Annotated in this window: 15 protein-coding genes; 3 read left to right on the top strand and 12 right to left on the bottom strand. The window is 64.5% G+C overall.

The window, feature by feature from the left end:
* Positions 1-71: 71 nt before the first annotated feature.
* Positions 72-1,043, top strand: coding sequence for a tyrosine recombinase XerC (locus ACVWYP_RS06350; RefSeq protein ID WP_304498131.1), 972 nt, complete (start codon positions 72-74; stop codon positions 1,041-1,043).
* A 146-nt stretch (positions 1,044-1,189) separates the two neighbouring features.
* Positions 1,190-1,780 (top strand): DUF4337 domain-containing protein, encoded by a 591-nt coding sequence (locus tag ACVWYP_RS06345; RefSeq protein WP_026192099.1) that lies wholly within the window; start codon positions 1,190-1,192, stop codon positions 1,778-1,780.
* Positions 1,781-1,924: 144 nt separating this feature from the next.
* Here the strand turns inward: ACVWYP_RS06345 and ACVWYP_RS06340 are convergent, their stop codons facing one another.
* The 12 genes from ACVWYP_RS06340 to ACVWYP_RS06285 form a co-directional block, all read right to left on the bottom strand.
* A complete protein-coding gene (locus tag ACVWYP_RS06340; protein WP_028340809.1) occupies positions 1,925-2,464 on the bottom strand; it encodes a hypothetical protein in 540 nt (179 codons plus the stop codon).
* Positions 2,465-2,504: 40 nt separating this feature from the next.
* Positions 2,505-3,905, bottom strand: a complete 1,401-nt coding sequence (gene lpdA, locus ACVWYP_RS06335; protein ID WP_304498130.1) for a dihydrolipoyl dehydrogenase — start codon at positions 3,903-3,905, stop codon at positions 2,505-2,507.
* An 84-nt stretch (positions 3,906-3,989) separates the two neighbouring features.
* Positions 3,990-4,739 (bottom strand): SDR family oxidoreductase, encoded by a 750-nt coding sequence (locus ACVWYP_RS06330; protein ID WP_038384688.1) that lies wholly within the window; start codon positions 4,737-4,739, stop codon positions 3,990-3,992.
* A 72-nt stretch (positions 4,740-4,811) separates the two neighbouring features.
* Positions 4,812-6,041: a 2-oxoglutarate dehydrogenase complex dihydrolipoyllysine-residue succinyltransferase gene (gene odhB, locus ACVWYP_RS06325; protein ID WP_304498129.1), complete on the bottom strand. Its 1,230-nt coding sequence runs from the start codon at positions 6,039-6,041 to the stop codon at positions 4,812-4,814.
* Positions 6,042-6,206: 165 nt separating this feature from the next.
* A complete protein-coding gene (locus ACVWYP_RS06320) occupies positions 6,207-9,167 on the bottom strand; it encodes a 2-oxoglutarate dehydrogenase E1 component (RefSeq protein ID WP_304498128.1) in 2,961 nt (986 codons plus the stop codon).
* A gap of 254 nt (positions 9,168-9,421) precedes the next feature.
* Positions 9,422-10,303, bottom strand: a complete 882-nt coding sequence (gene sucD, locus ACVWYP_RS06315; RefSeq protein WP_028340814.1) for a succinate--CoA ligase subunit alpha — start codon at positions 10,301-10,303, stop codon at positions 9,422-9,424.
* A gap of 38 nt (positions 10,304-10,341) precedes the next feature.
* Positions 10,342-10,818 (bottom strand): DUF1579 family protein, encoded by a 477-nt coding sequence (locus ACVWYP_RS06310; protein WP_304498127.1) that lies wholly within the window; start codon positions 10,816-10,818, stop codon positions 10,342-10,344.
* A gap of 2 nt (positions 10,819-10,820) precedes the next feature.
* Positions 10,821-12,017 (bottom strand): ADP-forming succinate--CoA ligase subunit beta, encoded by a 1,197-nt coding sequence (gene sucC / locus ACVWYP_RS06305; RefSeq protein WP_304498126.1) that lies wholly within the window; start codon positions 12,015-12,017, stop codon positions 10,821-10,823.
* 161 nt (positions 12,018-12,178) lie between these two features.
* On the bottom strand, positions 12,179-13,147 hold the full coding sequence (gene mdh, locus ACVWYP_RS06300; protein WP_038384693.1) for a malate dehydrogenase: 969 nt from the start codon (positions 13,145-13,147) through the stop codon (positions 12,179-12,181).
* Positions 13,148-13,370: 223 nt separating this feature from the next.
* A complete protein-coding gene (gene zapE / locus ACVWYP_RS06295; protein ID WP_304498125.1) occupies positions 13,371-14,558 on the bottom strand; it encodes a cell division protein ZapE in 1,188 nt (395 codons plus the stop codon).
* 220 nt (positions 14,559-14,778) lie between these two features.
* The gene (gene thpR, locus ACVWYP_RS06290; protein ID WP_244068727.1) at positions 14,779-15,315 is read right to left on the bottom strand and encodes an RNA 2',3'-cyclic phosphodiesterase; all 537 of its coding nucleotides are present in this window, start codon (positions 15,313-15,315) and stop codon (positions 14,779-14,781) included.
* A gap of 166 nt (positions 15,316-15,481) precedes the next feature.
* A complete protein-coding gene (locus tag ACVWYP_RS06285) occupies positions 15,482-16,141 on the bottom strand; it encodes an arylesterase (protein WP_028340819.1) in 660 nt (219 codons plus the stop codon).
* A 55-nt stretch (positions 16,142-16,196) separates the two neighbouring features.
* On the opposite strand from ACVWYP_RS06285, the gene ACVWYP_RS06280 reads away from it, so the two are divergent.
* On the top strand, positions 16,197-16,916 hold the full coding sequence (locus ACVWYP_RS06280) for an ABC transporter ATP-binding protein (RefSeq protein ID WP_028340820.1): 720 nt from the start codon (positions 16,197-16,199) through the stop codon (positions 16,914-16,916).
* The last annotated feature ends 9 nt before the right edge of the window (positions 16,917-16,925 follow it).

The following is a 16,925-nucleotide window of genomic DNA, read 5'->3' as shown; positions in this document are numbered from 1 at the left end:
GTCTTAGCGATCGGTAAACGAAGGCAGTGCGATATAATCAGGAGAATCGCAGCGCCAATAGCCCTTAACAGATGGCCCGGACCGATCAGCCCATCCCACCGCTCGAGCTCGACTGCGCCGACGCATCAGTCACGCAGGAGATGACGCGCTGGCTGTCGCATCTGCGCGCGGAACGGCGGCTTTCGCCGAAGACGCTCGAGGCCTATGCGCGTGATGTACGCCAATGCCTGGCGTTCCTGGCCGAACACTGGGGCGCTCGCGTCACACTCAAGGCATTTTCCGCGCTCGAGGCGAGCGATGTGCGCGCCTTCATGGCGATGCGCCGAACCGAGGAGATCGGCGGGCGATCGCTGATGCGGGCACTGGCGGGCCTGCGCTCGTTCGGACGCTTCCTGGAACGCGAAGGCAAGGGCAAGGTCGGCGCGCTCTCGGCGATCCGCGCGCCCAAGGTGGCGAAGAGCCTGCCGAAGCCGATTCACATGGAAGCGGCGAAACGCTTTGCCGATGCCGACGAGCGCGCGGACGAGACCCGCGAGACCTGGATCCTGGTGCGTGACGCCGCCGTCATGGCGCTGCTCTATGGCTCGGGCCTGCGCATCTCCGAAGCACTGGGGCTGAAGCGCCGCGACGTGCCGAAACCCGGCGAAGGCGACGTGCTTGTGGTGACTGGCAAGGGCAACAAGACCCGCATGGTGCCGGTGCTGCAGAACGTGCTGCAATTGATCGCGGACTATGCGGCGATCTGCCCGCATCAGCTCAGCCCCGCGGGGCCGATGTTCGTCGGCGCGCGCGGCGGCCCCTTGAGCCCGCGCATCATCCAGCTCACCATGGAGCGGCTGCGCGGCGCGCTTGGCCTGCCCGACAGCGCAACGCCGCATGCGCTGCGGCACTCCTTCGCCACGCATCTGCTCAGCCGTGGCGGCGATCTGCGTGCGATCCAGGAATTGCTCGGCCACGCATCGCTGTCGACCACGCAGATCTACACCGGCATCGACAGCGAGCGCCTGCTCGAAGTCTATCGCTCGGCGCATCCGCGCGGCTGAGCGCCCGGGTCTGGATTCAAATAAAGCGCGGGCTTTGGCCCGCCGTCATGCGCCGTTCATCTTCAGACGGCTACTCCAAGCCGCCCGCCCCTTGCCTTGTGCACCGCATTCGGCAATCGTGGCGCGGTCGCATCCGGAGGGGAATCATGAGCGCACATGAAAGTATGGAGCACGCGGAGCATGCCGAGCATGCTTCGGGCGAGAACAAGAAGATCGCGCTCCTGATCGCCGTGATCGCCCTGTGCCTGGCGCTGTCGGAAACGCTCGGCAAGGGCGCCCAGACCGAATCGATCAGCAAGAATGTCGAGGCATCCAACCTGTGGGCCTTCTTCCAGGCCAAGAGCATCCGCCGGACCGCGGTGCAGACCGCGGCCGAACAGGGCAAGCTGAACCTCGCGACCACCACCGACGAGGCGGCCAGGGCCGCGCTGCAGAAGCAGATCGACGACTGGCAGAAGACCGCGGCGCGCTATCGTTCGGAGCCGGAAACCGGCGAGGGTTCAGAGCAGCTCTCCGAACGCGCCAAGCACGCCGAGCATGAGCGCGACGAGGCCACCGCGAAATATCATCATTTCGAGCTTGCCTCGGCCGCCTTCCAGATCGCCATCGTGCTGGCATCGGCGACCATCATCACGGGTATCCTCGCGCTGGCCTGGGTGTCCGGCCTGGTGACGCTCGCCGGCATCGTGATGACGGCGCTCGGCCTGTTCCAGCCGCACTTGCTGCATCTGCATTGAGGCGCAGCGCGCCGCTTTCGAACCGTCATCCTGAGGAGCGCGCCCTTGCGCGCGTCTCGAAGGATCGACGGCCACCGGCCGGGCCGTGCATCCTTCGAGACGCGCGTTCCGCGCTCCTCAGGATCACGGAATAGAAAGTTTTGATCAAAGAGGCTTGCTGGTCTGATGCACGCTTTTGCGGAAGCGCGCGATCACGCGCAGCGTGCGTGCCGCCCAGCCCTCGCCGTCGCCGCTGATCATCTCGCGAATGCGCCGCTTGATCGGCTCGACCAGCGCGGTGGCCTTGGCCCGCAGCGCCATCACGAAATTATAGAGCGCTTCGAACCAGGGCATCTCCAGCAGTTTCGGCCGCGTCACGTCGAACAGGAAGGCCGTCACGCCGACACCGACGAACTTGGCGAACAGGATCAGCGAGACCGCACTGAACCAGTATTGGTTCGCCAGCAGCCAGAGCCCGATCAGCTTGAGCGGAAACAGCGGGATGACCGGCACGACGAAGACGATCAGCGTCATCGCCGGCGACAGCGAATCGACCCGGTCGGCAAGCCATTGCTTGAGCGCGCGGAGCGGGATCCACGCGACCACCCGCGCCACGATCGGCTCGAGGTGGTCCCATAGCCAAGCCTCGATCAGGAAGACGATCGCAAGCAGGACCCAGAACGGCTGAAGCAGGCGGCGCAGCATCGCTATGATCTCAACCCGGCTGACGCCGGACGTTCGATCATCACATATGGATGGCGCGCTTGCCCACCGCAAGCGCGGCTTCCTTGATCGCCTCCGAACGGGTCGGGTGCGCGTGGCAGGTGCGTGCCAGATCTTCGGCCGATCCGCCGAATTCCATCAGAACGCAGGCTTCATGGATCATTTCGCCGGCTTCGCGGCCGACGATGTGGACGCCAAGCACCCGATCCGTCTTCGCATCTGCGAGAATTTTCACGAAGCCATCGGTGGTCTGATTGACCTTGGACCGGCCGTTCGCCGTGAACGGGAATTTGCCGACGGTGTACGCGACGCCGGCCTGCTTGAGATCTTCCTCGGTCTTGCCGACCGACGACACTTCCGGCGTGGTATACACAACACCTGGAATGACGTCGTAGTTCACGTGGCCGGCCTGGCCCGCGATGATCTCCGCGCAGGCAACGCCTTCGTCTTCCGCCTTGTGCGCGAGCATCGGCCCGGCCACGACGTCGCCGATCGCATAGATACCCTTCACGTTGGTCGAGAAATGCGCGTCGATCTCGACGCGGCCGCGATTGTCGAGCGCGACGCCGGCTTCCTTCAACCCGAGGCCTTCGGTGTAGGGTACGCGGCCGATGCAGACGAGCACGACGTCGGCTTCGATGGTCTCCGCAGCGCCGCCGGCGGCCGGCTCGACCTTGACCTGCAGCGTCTTGCCGGAGGTATCGACCGCGGTGACCTTGGCGCCGAGCTTGAAGACGAAGCCCTGCTTCTCGAGCATGCGCTGAAATTGCTTTGCCACCTCGCCATCCATGCCGGGCAGGATGCGGTCGAGGAATTCCACGACCATGACGTCCGCACCGAGACGCCGCCAGACTGAGCCAAGCTCGAGGCCGATAACCCCCGCACCGATGATCAACAATTTCTCCGGCACCTTCTCCAGCGACAGCGCGCCGGTCGACGACACGATGCGCTTCTCGTCGATGTCGATACCCTTCAGGCGGGCGATATCGGAGCCGGTGGCGATCACGATGTTCTTGGTCTCGACGGTCTCGGTCTTGCCGTCGCCGGAGACCTCGACCTTGCCGGCACCGAGGATCTTGCCGGTCCCCTTGAGCACGTCGATCTTGTTCTTCTTCATCAAGAACTCGACGCCCTTGACGTTGCCGTCGATGCCCTGCTGCTTGAAGTTCATCATCGCGGGCAGATCGAGCTTCGGCGCCGGGACACTGACGCCCATCTTGGCAAAGGAGTGCCCGGCTTCCTCGAACATCTCGGAGGCATGCAGCAGCGCCTTCGACGGCATGCAGCCGACATTGAGGCAGGTGCCGCCCAGCGTCGCGTCCTTCTCGACGACGGCGACCTTCATGCCGAGTTGCGCCGCGCGGATCGCGCAGACATATCCGCCCGGGCCGGTGCCGATGACGACGAGATCGTAAGAAGCCATGATAGAAGGTCCTGTAGCTAAGCTCTGTGACAATTACGCGGGCGCGATCGTGTCGGCAGACCGCCGCCCGCTCTTGATCGTGTGCTAGCGACCGCCCGACACGTCGAGGATCGCGCTGGTGACATAGGAAGCCTCGTCCGAGATCAGCCAGACGATGGCGTTGGCGATTTCATCGGCCGTGCCGACACGCTTCATCGGCACCATATGGGCAAGCCGGTGCGCGCGATCGGGCTCGCCGCCCGCAGCGTGGATGTCGGTGTCGATCAGTCCGGGCCGGATGCCGGCGACGCGGATGCCTTCATTCGCGACTTCATAGCCGAGGCCGATCGTGAAGGAGTCGATCGCGCCCTTGGACGCGGCATAGTCGACATAGGTGTTGGGAGCACCGAGTTTCGCCGCGACCGAGGACAGGTTGACGATGACACCGCCCTTGCCGCCGTGCTTGGTCGACATGCGCTTCACCGCCTCGCGCGCACACAGGATGCTGCCGGTGACATTCACCGCCATCATCTGCTGGATACGCTCGGCCGACATCTCGTCGACGCGCACGCCGCTCTTGCCGACAATGCCGGCATTGTTGACGAGCGCGCCGAGCGTGCCGAAGCCGTCGGCCGCCTTGAACAGCGCCAGGATGTCCTGCTCGCTGCCGACATCGCATTTCACCGCGATCGCCTTGCCGTTCTTGGCCTCGATCGCGGCGACGACCTCGTCCGCCGCGGTCTTGTTGGATGCATAGCCGACCACGATGCGATAGCCGCGCGCGGCGGCAGCGAGCGCGGTGGCGCGGCCGATGCCGCGGCTACCGCCGGTGATGACAACGACCTTATCCGTCACTTTGATCCCCAAATGTGAGCACCCAACAGATAGCGGCGCCCGAGCCGATCGGACGCCGCGCGCGATACGACCTTAGAGGTCCAGCACCAAGCGGGCCGGATCCTCCAGGCTCTCCTTGACGCGCACCAGGAAGGTCACCGCTTCCTTGCCGTCGATGACGCGGTGATCATAGGACAGCGCCAGATACATCATCGGGCGAACCTCGATCTTGCCGCCGACGACCATCGGCCGCTCCTGGATCTTATGCATGCCGAGGATGCCGGACTGCGGCGCATTCAGGATCGGCGTCGACATCAGCGAACCGTAGATGCCGCCATTGGTGATGGTGAAGGTACCGCCCTGCATCTCGTCGATCTTGAGCTGGCCGTCACGGGCGCGGCGGCCGTAGTCGGCGATCGACTTCTCGATCTCGGCGATCGACTTGTGGTCGCAGTCGCGCACCACAGGCACCACGAGGCCGCGGTCGGTGCCGACCGCAACGCCGATGTGATAGTAGTTCTTGTAGATCAGGTCAGAGCCGTCGATTTCAGCGTTGACCGCCGGAATGTCCTTCAGCCCCTGCACGACGGCCTTGGTGAAGAAGCCCATGAAGCCGAGCTTCGAGCCGTGCTTCTTCTCGAACGTGTCCTTGTAGAGAGCGCGCAGCTTCATCACCTCGGTCATGTCGACCTCGTTGAAGGTGGTCAGCATCGCGGCGGTGTTCTGCACGTCCTTGAGGCGGCGCGCGATGGTCTGGCGCAGCCGCGTCATCTTCACGCGTTCCTCGCGCGCGGCGTCGTCGGCCGGCGACGGCGCACGAACCTGCACGGCGGCGGCCGGCTGGTTGACCGGGGTCGGCGCCGAGGCGGCCTTCTCGATCGCGGCCAGCATGTCGCCCTTGGTCACGCGGCCGTCCTTGCCCGAACCGGGTACGGTGGACGCATCGATGCCGCTTTCGGCGGACAGCTTGCGGACCGAGGGTGCCAGCGGCGCATCCGCCGGCGGCGCCTTCGGCGCGGCGGCAGCAGCCGGCGCAGCGGCCTTGGCGGGAGCAGCAGCAGCGGCGGCAGCGGGCTTGGCCGCGGCCGCGCCGTCATTGATCTGGCCGAGCAGCGCGCCGACGGCGACGGTCTCGCCGTCATTGGCGATGATCTCGCCGAGCGTGCCGGCGACCGGCGCGGGCACCTCAATCGTGACCTTGTCGGTCTCCAGCTCCACCAACGGCTCGTCCACCGCGACGGCTTCACCGGCCTTCTTGAACCAGCGGCCGATCGTGGCCTCGGTCACGGATTCGCCGAGCGTTGGAACGCGAATTTCAGTCATGGTCTTTTCCTCGATAACCTTGCGGTCGCAAAATTGGCAGTCGTGAAACTGTCCACCACCGCCCGCCAAAGCGAGCGATCCGGTACTCCGTGACGACAGCACTTCTGCTGGATGACGCGGGATACCGGATGCCCCGCTTTCGCGGGGCATGGTCAATGAAGGTCGTTAGTTCAGTGCGTCGTCGAGCAGCGCCTTGAGCTGCGCCAGATGTTTCGACATTAGGCCAGTCGCGGTTGCCGCCGATGCCGGACGGCCGGCATAGCGCGGACGCCTGTTGGGTGCGTGGATCTGGTTGAGCACCCATTCCAGATAGGGCTCGATGAAGTGCCAGGAGCCCATATTGCGCGGCTCCTCCTGGCACCAGACCACTTCGGCGTTCTTGAAGCGGCCGAGCTCCTGCACCAGCGCCTTCAGCGGCACCGGATAGAGTTGCTCGACGCGCATCAGATAGATGTCGTCGATGTCGCGCTTCTCACGCTCCTCGTAGAGATCGTAATAGACCTTGCCGGAGCACAGCACGACGCGGCGGATCTTGTCGTCCGGCACCAGCTTGATCTTCTCGTCCGGCAGCATCTGCGCGTCATCGTACAGGATGCGGTGGAACGTGGCGTTCTTGCCGAGCTCCTCGAGCTGCGACACGGCGCGCTTGTGGCGCAGCAGCGACTTCGGCGTCATCAAGATCAGCGGCTTGCGGATTTCGCGATGCAGCTGGCGCCGCAGCACGTGGAAGTAGTTCGCCGGCGTGGTCGGATTGACCACCTGCATGTTGTCTTCGGCGCACATCTGCAGGTAACGCTCGAGGCGCGCGGAGGAGTGCTCCGGTCCCTGCCCTTCGTAGCCGTGCGGCAGCAGGCAGACGAGGCCCGACATGCGCAGCCACTTGCGTTCGCCCGACGAGATGAACTGGTCGAACACCACCTGCGCGCCGTTGGCAAAGTCGCCGAACTGCGCTTCCCAGAGCGCCAGCGCGTTCGGCTCGGCCAGCGAGTAACCGTATTCGAAGCCGAGCACCGCCTCTTCCGACAGCAGCGAGTTGATGACCTCGTAGTGGCCGGTGTCTTCGCCGCCGAGATGGTTGAACGGCGTGTAGCGGCTCTCGTCCTCCTGGTCGATCAGCACCGAATGGCGCTGCGAGAAGGTGCCGCGCTCGGAATCCTGCCCGGACAGGCGCACATGATGGCCTTCCTGCAGCAGCGTGCAAAACGCCAGCGCCTCACCGGTGGCCCAGTCGATCCCGACACCGCTGTCGATCGCCTTGGCGCGATTGTCGAGGAAGCGCTGGATGGTGCGGTGGACGCGGAAACCGTCCGGCACCCTGGTGATCTTGCGGCCGATGTCCTTGAGCACCGCAAGGTCGACGCCGGTGACGCCGCGGCGGGCGTCCTCTTCCTGGTCGGCGATCTTGAAGCCCGCCCACTTGCCGTCGAGCCAGTCGGCCTTGTTCGGCTTGTAGCCGGCGCCGGCTTCGAGCTCGGCGTCGAGCCGCGCGCGCCAGTCGGCCTTGGCCTTCTCGACCTCGCCCTCGGTCAACACGCCGTCAGCGACCAGCCGCTTGGCGTAGATCTCCAGCGTTGACGGGTGAGACGCGATCTTCTTGTACATCACCGGCTGGGTGAACGCCGGCTCGTCGCCCTCGTTGTGGCCGTGGCGCCGGTAGCAGAACATGTCGATGACGACCGGCTTGTGGAATTTCTGCCGGAATTCGATCGCGACCTTGGCCGCGAACACCACGGCCTCCGGATCGTCGCCATTCACGTGGAAGATCGGCGCATCGATCATCTTCGCCACGTCGGACGGATAGGGCGACGAGCGCGAATAGCGCGGATAGGTGGTGAAGCCGATCTGGTTGTTGACGATGAAGTGCAGCGAGCCGCCGGTGCGGTAGCCCTTCAGATCCGACAGGCTGAAGCATTCCGCCACCACGCCCTGGCCCGCGAAGGCCGCGTCGCCATGCATCAGCAGCGGCAGGACGGAGATGCGCATATCCGGCGGATCGCCGTGCTGGTCCTGCTTGGCGCGCACCTTGCCCATCACGACCGGATCGACGATTTCCAGATGCGACGGATTTGCGGTCAGCGACAGATGGATGTTGTTGCCGTCGAACTCGCGGTCCGAGGAGGCGCCGAGGTGATACTTGACGTCGCCGGAGCCTTCGACCGAATCCGGATTGGCCGAACCGCCCTTGAATTCATGAAACAGCGCGCGGTGCGGCTTGCCCATCACCTGGGTCAGCACGTTGAGGCGGCCGCGATGCGGCATGCCGACCACGATCTCCTTCACGCCGAGATTGCCGCCGCGCTTGATGATCTGCTCGAGCGCCGGGATCAGCGATTCACCGCCGTCGAGGCCGAAGCGCTTGGTGCCGGTGAACTTGGTGTCGCAGAACTTCTCGAAGCCGTCCGCCTCGATCAGCTTGTTGAGGATCGCGCGGCGTCCCTCGGGCGTGAACGAGATCTCCTTGTCCGGCCCCTCGATGCGCTCCTGGATCCAGGCCTTCTGCGCGGCGTTGGAGATATGCATGAACTCGACGCCGAGCGTCTGGCAGTAGGTGCGTTCGCAGATCTGCACGATCTCGCGCAGCGTGCCGTATTCGAGGCCGAGCACGTGGTCGAGGAAGATCTTGCGATCGAAGTCCGCCTCGGTGAAGCCGTAGGAGCGCGGATCGAGCTCCTCGCGGTCGCGCGGCGCCTCGATGCCGAGCGGATCGAGCTTGGCGTGGAAATGGCCGCGCATGCGGTAGGCGCGGATCAGCATCAGCGCGCGAACCGAATCGCGGGTGGCCTGATGGACGTCGGCATCGGACAGCTCGGCGCCCTTGGCCTGCGCCCTGGCCGCGAGCTTGGTGCCGACCGCCTTCTCGACCTGGGCCCAGTTGCCGTCGAGCGCGGAGGTCAGCTCGTCGCGCGGCGTCACCGGCCAGCTGTCGCGGCCCCACGAGGCGCCCTCGGCGTTCTTCTGGACGTCGGCCGGGGCGTCCTTCAGGCTTTTGAAGAAATCCTGCCATTCGGCGTCGACCGACGACGGGTCCTGCTCGTAGCGGGCGTAGAGGTCGTCGATGTAGGCGGCGTTGGTGCCCTGCAGGAATGATGAGAGTGCAAAAGCGGCGTTCGCGTCTTGGCGAGACATGGGCAGTCCTGGTGATTTTTTCGGTTCGCGCGTAGGAGACGGCGCTGATGCCGGTCTGGAAGTGCGCCGGCTGGATTGATACCCTTTACCCTATCTAGGACAGATATTCCTGCCTAAAAGAACTAAGAAATGAATTTATTTTCATTTTTTATTGATCGGTATTCTGGCGACAAAACGCAATAAAAAAGCGGGTTCCCCAAGGAGAACCCGCCCGAAACACGCCAAATCTGGAAGGGAACTTCGCCGGACGGCGGTTACTTCAGCATCTCCGCGAGCGTGTGCCCGAGGCGCGCCGGCGACGGCGACACCCTGATGCCGGCGGCTTCCATCGCCGCCGTCTTGGAACCGGCGTCGCCCTTGCCGCCCGAGATGATCGCGCCGGCATGGCCCATGCGGCGGCCGGGAGGTGCGGTGACACCGGCAATGAAGCCGACCATCGGCTTCTTGCGGCCGCGCTTGGCCTCGTCCTTGAGGAACTGGGCGGCGTCTTCCTCGGCCGAGCCGCCGATTTCACCGATCATCACGATCGACTTGGTCTTCTCGTCGGCCAGGAACATCTCCAGCATGTCGATGAACTCGGTGCCCTTGACCGGGTCGCCGCCGATGCCGACCGCGGTGGTCTGGCCGAGGCCCTCCTGGGTGGTCTGGAACACCGCCTCATAGGTCAGGGTGCCGGAGCGGGAGACGATGCCGACCGAGCCGGGCTTGAAGATGTTGGCCGGCATGATGCCGATCTTGCATTCGCCGGCGGTCATCACGCCGGGGCAGTTCGGCCCGATCAGCCGCGACTTCGAGCCCGACAGCGAGCGCTTCACGCGCACCATGTCGAGCACCGGGATGCCCTCGGTGATGCAGACGATCAGCGGGATCTCCGCGTCGATCGCCTCGCAGATCGCGTCCGCCGCGCCCGGCGGCGGGACATAGACCACGCTGGCGTCGGCGCCGGTCTTCTCGCGCGCTTCGGCGACGGTGTCGAACACCGGCAGGTTGAGATGGGTCGAGCCGCCTTTGCCGGGCGCCACGCCGCCGACCATCTTGGTGCCGTAAGCGATCGCCGCTTCCGAATGGAACGTGCCGTTCTTGCCGGTGAAGCCCTGGCAGATGACCTTGGTGTTCTTGTCGATCAGAATGGACATGGTTCGAGATGCTTTCGCGAGACGATCAGTGAAGGGTTTCAGTGAACACGCCGGTACACGCCGGTGAGCACGTCGGCCCACCCTTCCGCGTCAGGCGAGAACTGGATTTTCATGTTGTAGGTGTTGTCGTCGACGACCTCGTAGACGTGACGGGCATTGCCGCGCAGTGAGCCGCGCACCAGGATCAGCGACTTGCCCGCCCAGCCACCGGACGCCGGCGACGGCGGGTAGTAGCCGAGCGAGTCGTGCCAGAACAATTTGTAGGCCCGATCGTCGCGGTCGTAGGTGAACACGCCGTGGGTGGCGAAGCTCTCCTTGCCGTCGCGGGTCTGCACGCTGTCCTGGATCAGGTAGAAGCCGTTGAGCGCGATGCGCGCAACGACATGCGAGGTGGCCGGACCGCCGGCGGTCCAGCGCGACGGATAGACCATCTCTTCGCCGCTCCACTCGCCCGCAAACGCCGCGAGCTTGCGGTGTTCGTCCAGCGGTGTCGGAGCGTCGAGATGATCGGCCATCGTTAGCCTCCCTTGACGGCTTTCACGATCTTCTGTGCAGCGTCATCGAGGTTGTCGGCGGGCAGGACGTTGAGGCCGCTCTCGCGGATGATCTTCTTGCCCTGCTCGACATTGGTGCCTTCAAGGCGCACCACTAGCGGCACCTTGAGGCCGACCTGCTTCACCGCGGCGACCACGCCCTCGGCGATCACGTCGCACTTCATGATGCCGCCGAAGATGTTGACCAGGATGCCCCTCACGTTCGGATCGGCGGTGATGATCTTGAACGCGGCCGCGACCTTCTCCACGCTGGCGCCACCGCCGACGTCGAGGAAGTTCGCCGGCTCCATGCCGTACAGCTTGATGATGTCCATCGTCGCCATGGCGAGGCCGGCGCCGTTGACCATGCAGCCGATCGTGCCGTCGAGCGCGACGTAGTTGAGGTCGTATTTCGACGCCTCGATCTCCTTGGCGTCTTCCTCGGTCTCGTCGCGCAGCGCGACCACGTCCGGATGACGATAGAGCGCGTTGCTGTCGAACGACACCTTGGCGTCGAGCACGCGCAACTGGCCCTGCTTGGTGACGACGAGCGGATTGATCTCGAGCATCGCCATGTCCTTGGCGGCGAAGGCGGCATAGAGCTGGCCGGTCAGCTTCTCGGCCTGCTTGGCGAGATCGCCGGTCAGCTTCAGCGCCTTGGCAACCGTGCGGCCGTGATGCGGCATGATGCCGGTCGCGGGATCGACCGAGAACGAGACGATCTTTTCCGGGGTCGAATGCGCGACCTCTTCGATATTCACGCCGCCTTCGGTCGACACCACGAAGGAGATTTCGGAGGTCTCGCGATTGACCAGGATCGAGAGGTAGAACTCCTTGTCGATGTCGGAGCCTTCCTCGATGTAGAGGCGGTTGACCTGCTTGCCGTGCGGACCGGTCTGCACCGTGACCAGCGTCGCGCCGAGCATCTGCTTGGCGAATTCGCCGACCTCGGCGGCCGACTTGGCGATGCGGACGCCGCCCTTGTCGCCGGCCGATGCTTCCTTGAACTTGCCCTTGCCGCGGCCGCCGGCATGGATCTGGCTCTTCACCACCCAGATCGGGCCGGGCAGCTGCTTGGCCGCCGCGTCGGCCTCTTCCGGCTTCAGCACCGGCACGCCGCGCGAGATCGGCACGCCGAATTCATGCAGCAAAGCCTTGGCCTGGTATTCGTGGATATTCATGGAAAGACGCTCCCAAACCCTCGTGCGGCGACCTTTTACGTCAGCCTTGAGACTGGCATACCATATACCAAAGCTCGCGCAACTAAAAAATCCGCCGGAATTTCATCGCCTTGCACCCGATAGACGATTGAAACCGCCTATCGGGTCATTGCCATTCGAGATTACTTGCCGAGCAGATCGGGCGCGATCTTCTTGCAGGCGTCGACCAGGCCCTGCACCGCACCGACCGACTTGTCGAAAGCCTCGCGGTCCTTGCCCGCCAGTTCGATCTCGACGATGCGCTCGACACCCTTGGCGCCGACCACGACCGGCACGCCGACATACATGTCCTTCACGCCGTACTCGCCGTTGAGATAGGCGGCGCAGGGCAGCACGCGCTTCTTGTCCTTCAGGTAGCTCTCTGCCATCGCGATCGCGGACGCAGCCGGCGCGTAGAACGCGGAGCCGGTCTTGAGCAGGTTGACGATCTCGGCGCCGCCGTTGCGGGTGCGATCGACGATCTCATCGATGCGCGTCTGCGAGGTCCAGCCCATCTTGACGAGGTCGGGCAGCGGAATGCCGGCGACAGTCGAGTAGCGGGTCAGCGGCACCATGGTGTCGCCGTGGCCGCCGAGCACGAAAGCGGTGACGTCCTCGACCGAGACGTTGAATTCGTCGGCCAGGAAATAGCGGAAACGCGCGGAGTCGAGCACGCCGGCCATGCCGACCACCTTCTTGTGCGGCAGGCCCGAGGCCTTCTGCAGCGCCCACACCATGGCGTCGAGCGGGTTGGTGATGCAGATGACGAAAGCGTCGGGCGCGTACTTCTTGATGCCGGCGCCGACCTGCTCCATGACCTTGAGGTTGATGGAGAGGAGATCGTCGCGGCTCATGCCGGGCTTGCGCGGCACGCCGGCGGTGACGATGCAGACCTTGGCGCCGTCGAGCGCTTCATAGGAATTGGCGCCGACCAGATTGGAATCGAAACCGTCGACCGGCGACGACTGCGCGATGTCGAGCGCTTTGCCCTGCGGCACGCCCTCGGCAATATCGAACAGCACGACGTCTCCGAGTTCCTTGAGGCCGACGAGGTGCGCCAGCGTTCCGCCGATCTGTCCGGAGCCAATCAGAGCAATCTTGTCGCGTGCCATGGGAAATCAGTCCTTTGAACTGTGTACGGGAGGGAGGGAAGTCGGTTGCAAGGGTGGTTATCCCTTTCGAATGATCCATTCAAGTCGCGGCCTGCCCGATTGCGGGCCCTGCCTGGAATTCGATCAGGCATGCCAGCACGTCCGCCCCGGAGACACGAAAAGTTGCTCCGAACCGGACCGCGCGCAAGACGAAATTTCAAGACGGAATTTCGAGGCTGAAATTTCAGGTCTCGACCAGGCCGGTCGACGCGCCGCTCGCGGAGGAGTCCTTCCGGCCGTGCGGCAGCGCCAGGTAGGATTCCGAGCTCATCTCGATCAGGCGCGAGGACGTGCGCTTGAACTCCATCGCCTCGACGCCTTCGGTCGCAAGGTACAGCGACACCGGATCGGCCTCGGCCGAGGCCATCAGCTTCACGGCATTGTCATAGAGCGTGTCGATCAGCGAGATGAAGCGCTTGGCGGCATTGCGCTCGGCGTAATCCATCACCGGAATGTGGTCGACCAGGATCGTGTGGTAGTCGTGCGCGAGCCTGAGATAGTCAGACGCGGCCAGCGGCTTCTCGCAGATGTCCATGAAGCTGAAGCGCGCAACGCCGTGCGCCGAGCAGGGCACGTTCAGGATGCGTCCCTTGATCGGAATGAGGCGCGCCTTGCACGGGGCATTGCCGGTCATCTTGCGCCAGGCCGCGTTGAGCGCGGCATCGGCCGCGTCATCCGCGGGCACCAGCCACATCTTGACGCCGACGAGTTTCTCCAGCCGGAAGTCGGTGCGCGCATCGAGCCGCAGCACGTCCATGTGGTCGGAGATCTGCGCGATGAACGGCAGGAACAGCGCGCGATTGAGACCGCCCTTGTAGAGATCATCAGGCGCGACGTTCGAGGTCGCGACCACCACGGTGCCGAGATCGAACAGCTTTGCGAACAGCCGGCCGAGGATCATCGCATCGGCAATGTCGGTGACGTGAAATTCGTCGAAGCAGAGCAGCCAGGCTTCGTCGAAGATCGCCTGCGCGGTGAGCGAGATCACGTCGCCGTCCACGATCTCGCCGCGCGCGATCTGCTGACGGTAGCCGTAGATGCGCTCATGCGCCTCGGCCATGAATTCGTGGAAGTGCGCGCGGCGCTTGTGCTCGACCGGGCTCTGCTGGAAGAACAGATCCATCAGCATGGTCTTGCCGCGACCGACCTCGCCGTGGACGTAGAGCCCGCGCGGCGGCTTGTCGTCCTTGTCGCCGCCGAACAGCCGCCCGAACAGGCCTTGCTTGCGCTGCGGCTTGTAGCTCGCGAGCCGCTCATCCAGCGCGCCGAACGCCTCGGCGGCGCGGGCCTGCGCGGGATCGGCCTCGATCGCGCCGGAGGCGACCAGGGATTTGTAGAGCTCGAGAAAGGAACTGGGCGAGGTGGACAACATGAGCCCACTTTACGGCCCTAGTGCGCGGCAAATTGCAAGCCGTGAATTGTGCCAGTGGCTATGCACTTTCCTCTCCCTCGCCCCGCTCTTGCGGGGAAAGGGCTGGGGTGAGGGGCTCTCACCACCCGACGCGCTCTATCGACGGACCTGTACCCCTCACCCGGATCGCATCTTCGATGCGATCCGACCTCTCCCCGCAAGCGGGGCGAGGTGAAGAGGCTCACGCGCAGAGCGCGTAGGAATCCTCGACCACATAGGGGCCGCCGCCTGTCGACGCGCGCGACGAGAACAGCACGAAGCGGTCCGCCATGAAGCTGCGGCTCGGGAAGTAGCCGCGCACCGACAGATAATCCGCGACGTCCTGGCTTGACGCGTCATGCAGACGCGCCAGCGTGACATGGGGCGTGAATTTCCTGCCCTCGGGATTGAGCCCCATCCGCTGCATCATCCGCTCGAGCTCGGCCTGCAGTTCGATCAGCGGCCGACTGGGCTCGACGGCGGCAACCACCGCGCGCGGCTTGCGTCCGCCGAAGCTCGACAGGCCCTGCAATTTGACCTCGAACGGTTTTCGGTTCACCCGAAACAGCATCGTCGCGATCTCGTTGGCCCAGAGGCCATCGATGTCGCCGATGAAGCGCAGAGTGACGTGATAATTTTCGGGATCGATCCAGCGTGCGCCGGGAAGGCCGCCACGCAAATTGGAAAGTGTCTGGCCGATCTCGGCCGGAATTTCCAGTCCAGTGAACAGACGCGGCATCGCATTAATCCTCGATGCTTGGCGCGGGTTTTGGGAGCCCGCACCCTGTAACAGCCCGGTGACGAATCACCGATGCCTATTTGTACCCGAGATATGTGACTCTGCGAAGCATGACCCGTTAACAGCTCGTAAACCTACGGACACAACCCGGCTCGCTGCCTGCGTTTCAGCTGCGTTGCCCTGATATTGCGCCGAGAAATGCCTCCACCGTGGGCAGGATATTCTTCACGATGATGTCCACACCTTCCGCCTTCGGATGCATGCCGTCAGCCTGGTTGAGCTTGGCATCGGCAGCAACGCCATCGAGGAAGAACGGATAGAGCCGCACGCCAAGGGACTTCGAGAGATCCGGATAGATTGCGTTGAACTTCGCTGCATACTCACTGCCATAGTTCGGTGGCGCGAGCATGCCGCACAAGAGCACGGCGATCTTGCGCGCCTGCAACTTCGTGATGATGTCGGAGAGCGCGGCACGCGTGACGGCGGGATCGATGCCGCGCAACGCATCGTTGGCGCCGAGCTCGACGATCACGGCATCGGTTCCATCGGGCACCGACCAGTCGAGCCGCTCGCGGCCGCCCGAGGCGGTGTCGCCGGACACCCCGGCGTTGCTCATCTCGACCTTTATCCCCTTGGCTTCCAACGCCTTTTGCAGCCGGATCGGGAACGCCGCCGGGCCCGGGAGGCCGTACCCGGCGCTCAGGGAATCGCCCAGAACCACCATCTTGATCGGCTTCGCCGGGCCTTTCTCCGGCCCGTTCTCCAGTCTTGGCGTCTGCGCGCTGGCCGCCGTCATCAAGCCCATAAGCAACACGAGTATGTGCACGAAGATTCTCAACCGGCCCTCGACCGCAGCCGCGGAAGTGCCATATGACCGAACCATGGACAGTCTCATCGAACCCTCTTCACTGACCGACGTCGAGCCGGACACCATTGCCGTCAGGAACGTCAATCTCTCGCTCGGCACCGGCGCGGCACGGGTCCATATCCTCAAAGATATCAGCCTTCGTGTGGCGGCGGGTGAGGCCATCGGCCTGATCGGCCCGTCGGGCTCGGGCAAGTCGACCTTGCTGATGGTGATGGCGGGGCTCGAACGTCCTGACAGTGGAGAAGTGGTCGTCAACGGCACCTCGTTCAATGCCCTCGATGAAGATGCGCTGGCGCGCTTCCGCGGCCGCCAGGTCGGCATCGTCTTCCAGTCGTTCCATCTGATCCCGACCATGACGGCGCTGGAGAATGTCGCGGTGCCGCTCGAACTCGCCGGCAATCCCGATGCGGCCGCGCGCGCTGCGCAGGAGCTGCAATCGGTCGGGCTCGGCGAGCGCCTGCATCACTATCCGACGCAACTCTCCGGCGGCGAGCAGCAGCGCGTCGCGATCGCGCGCGCGCTCGCGCCCGATCCCGCGATCCTCGTTGCCGACGAGCCGACCGGGAATCTCGACGAGACGACGGGCAAGCAGATCGTCGACCTGCTGTTCACCAAGCACGACGAGCGCGGCATGACGCTGGTGCTGGTGACGCACGATCTCGCGCTCGCGCAGCGCTGCGACCGCGTCGTGCGGCTGCGCTCCGGCCGCATCGACGGACAATCAACTACATGAGCTTTGCCA

It is taken from the genome of Bradyrhizobium sp. USDA 3262 (assembly GCF_054060035.1).
This window is presented reverse-complemented; position numbering and strand designations above follow the sequence as displayed.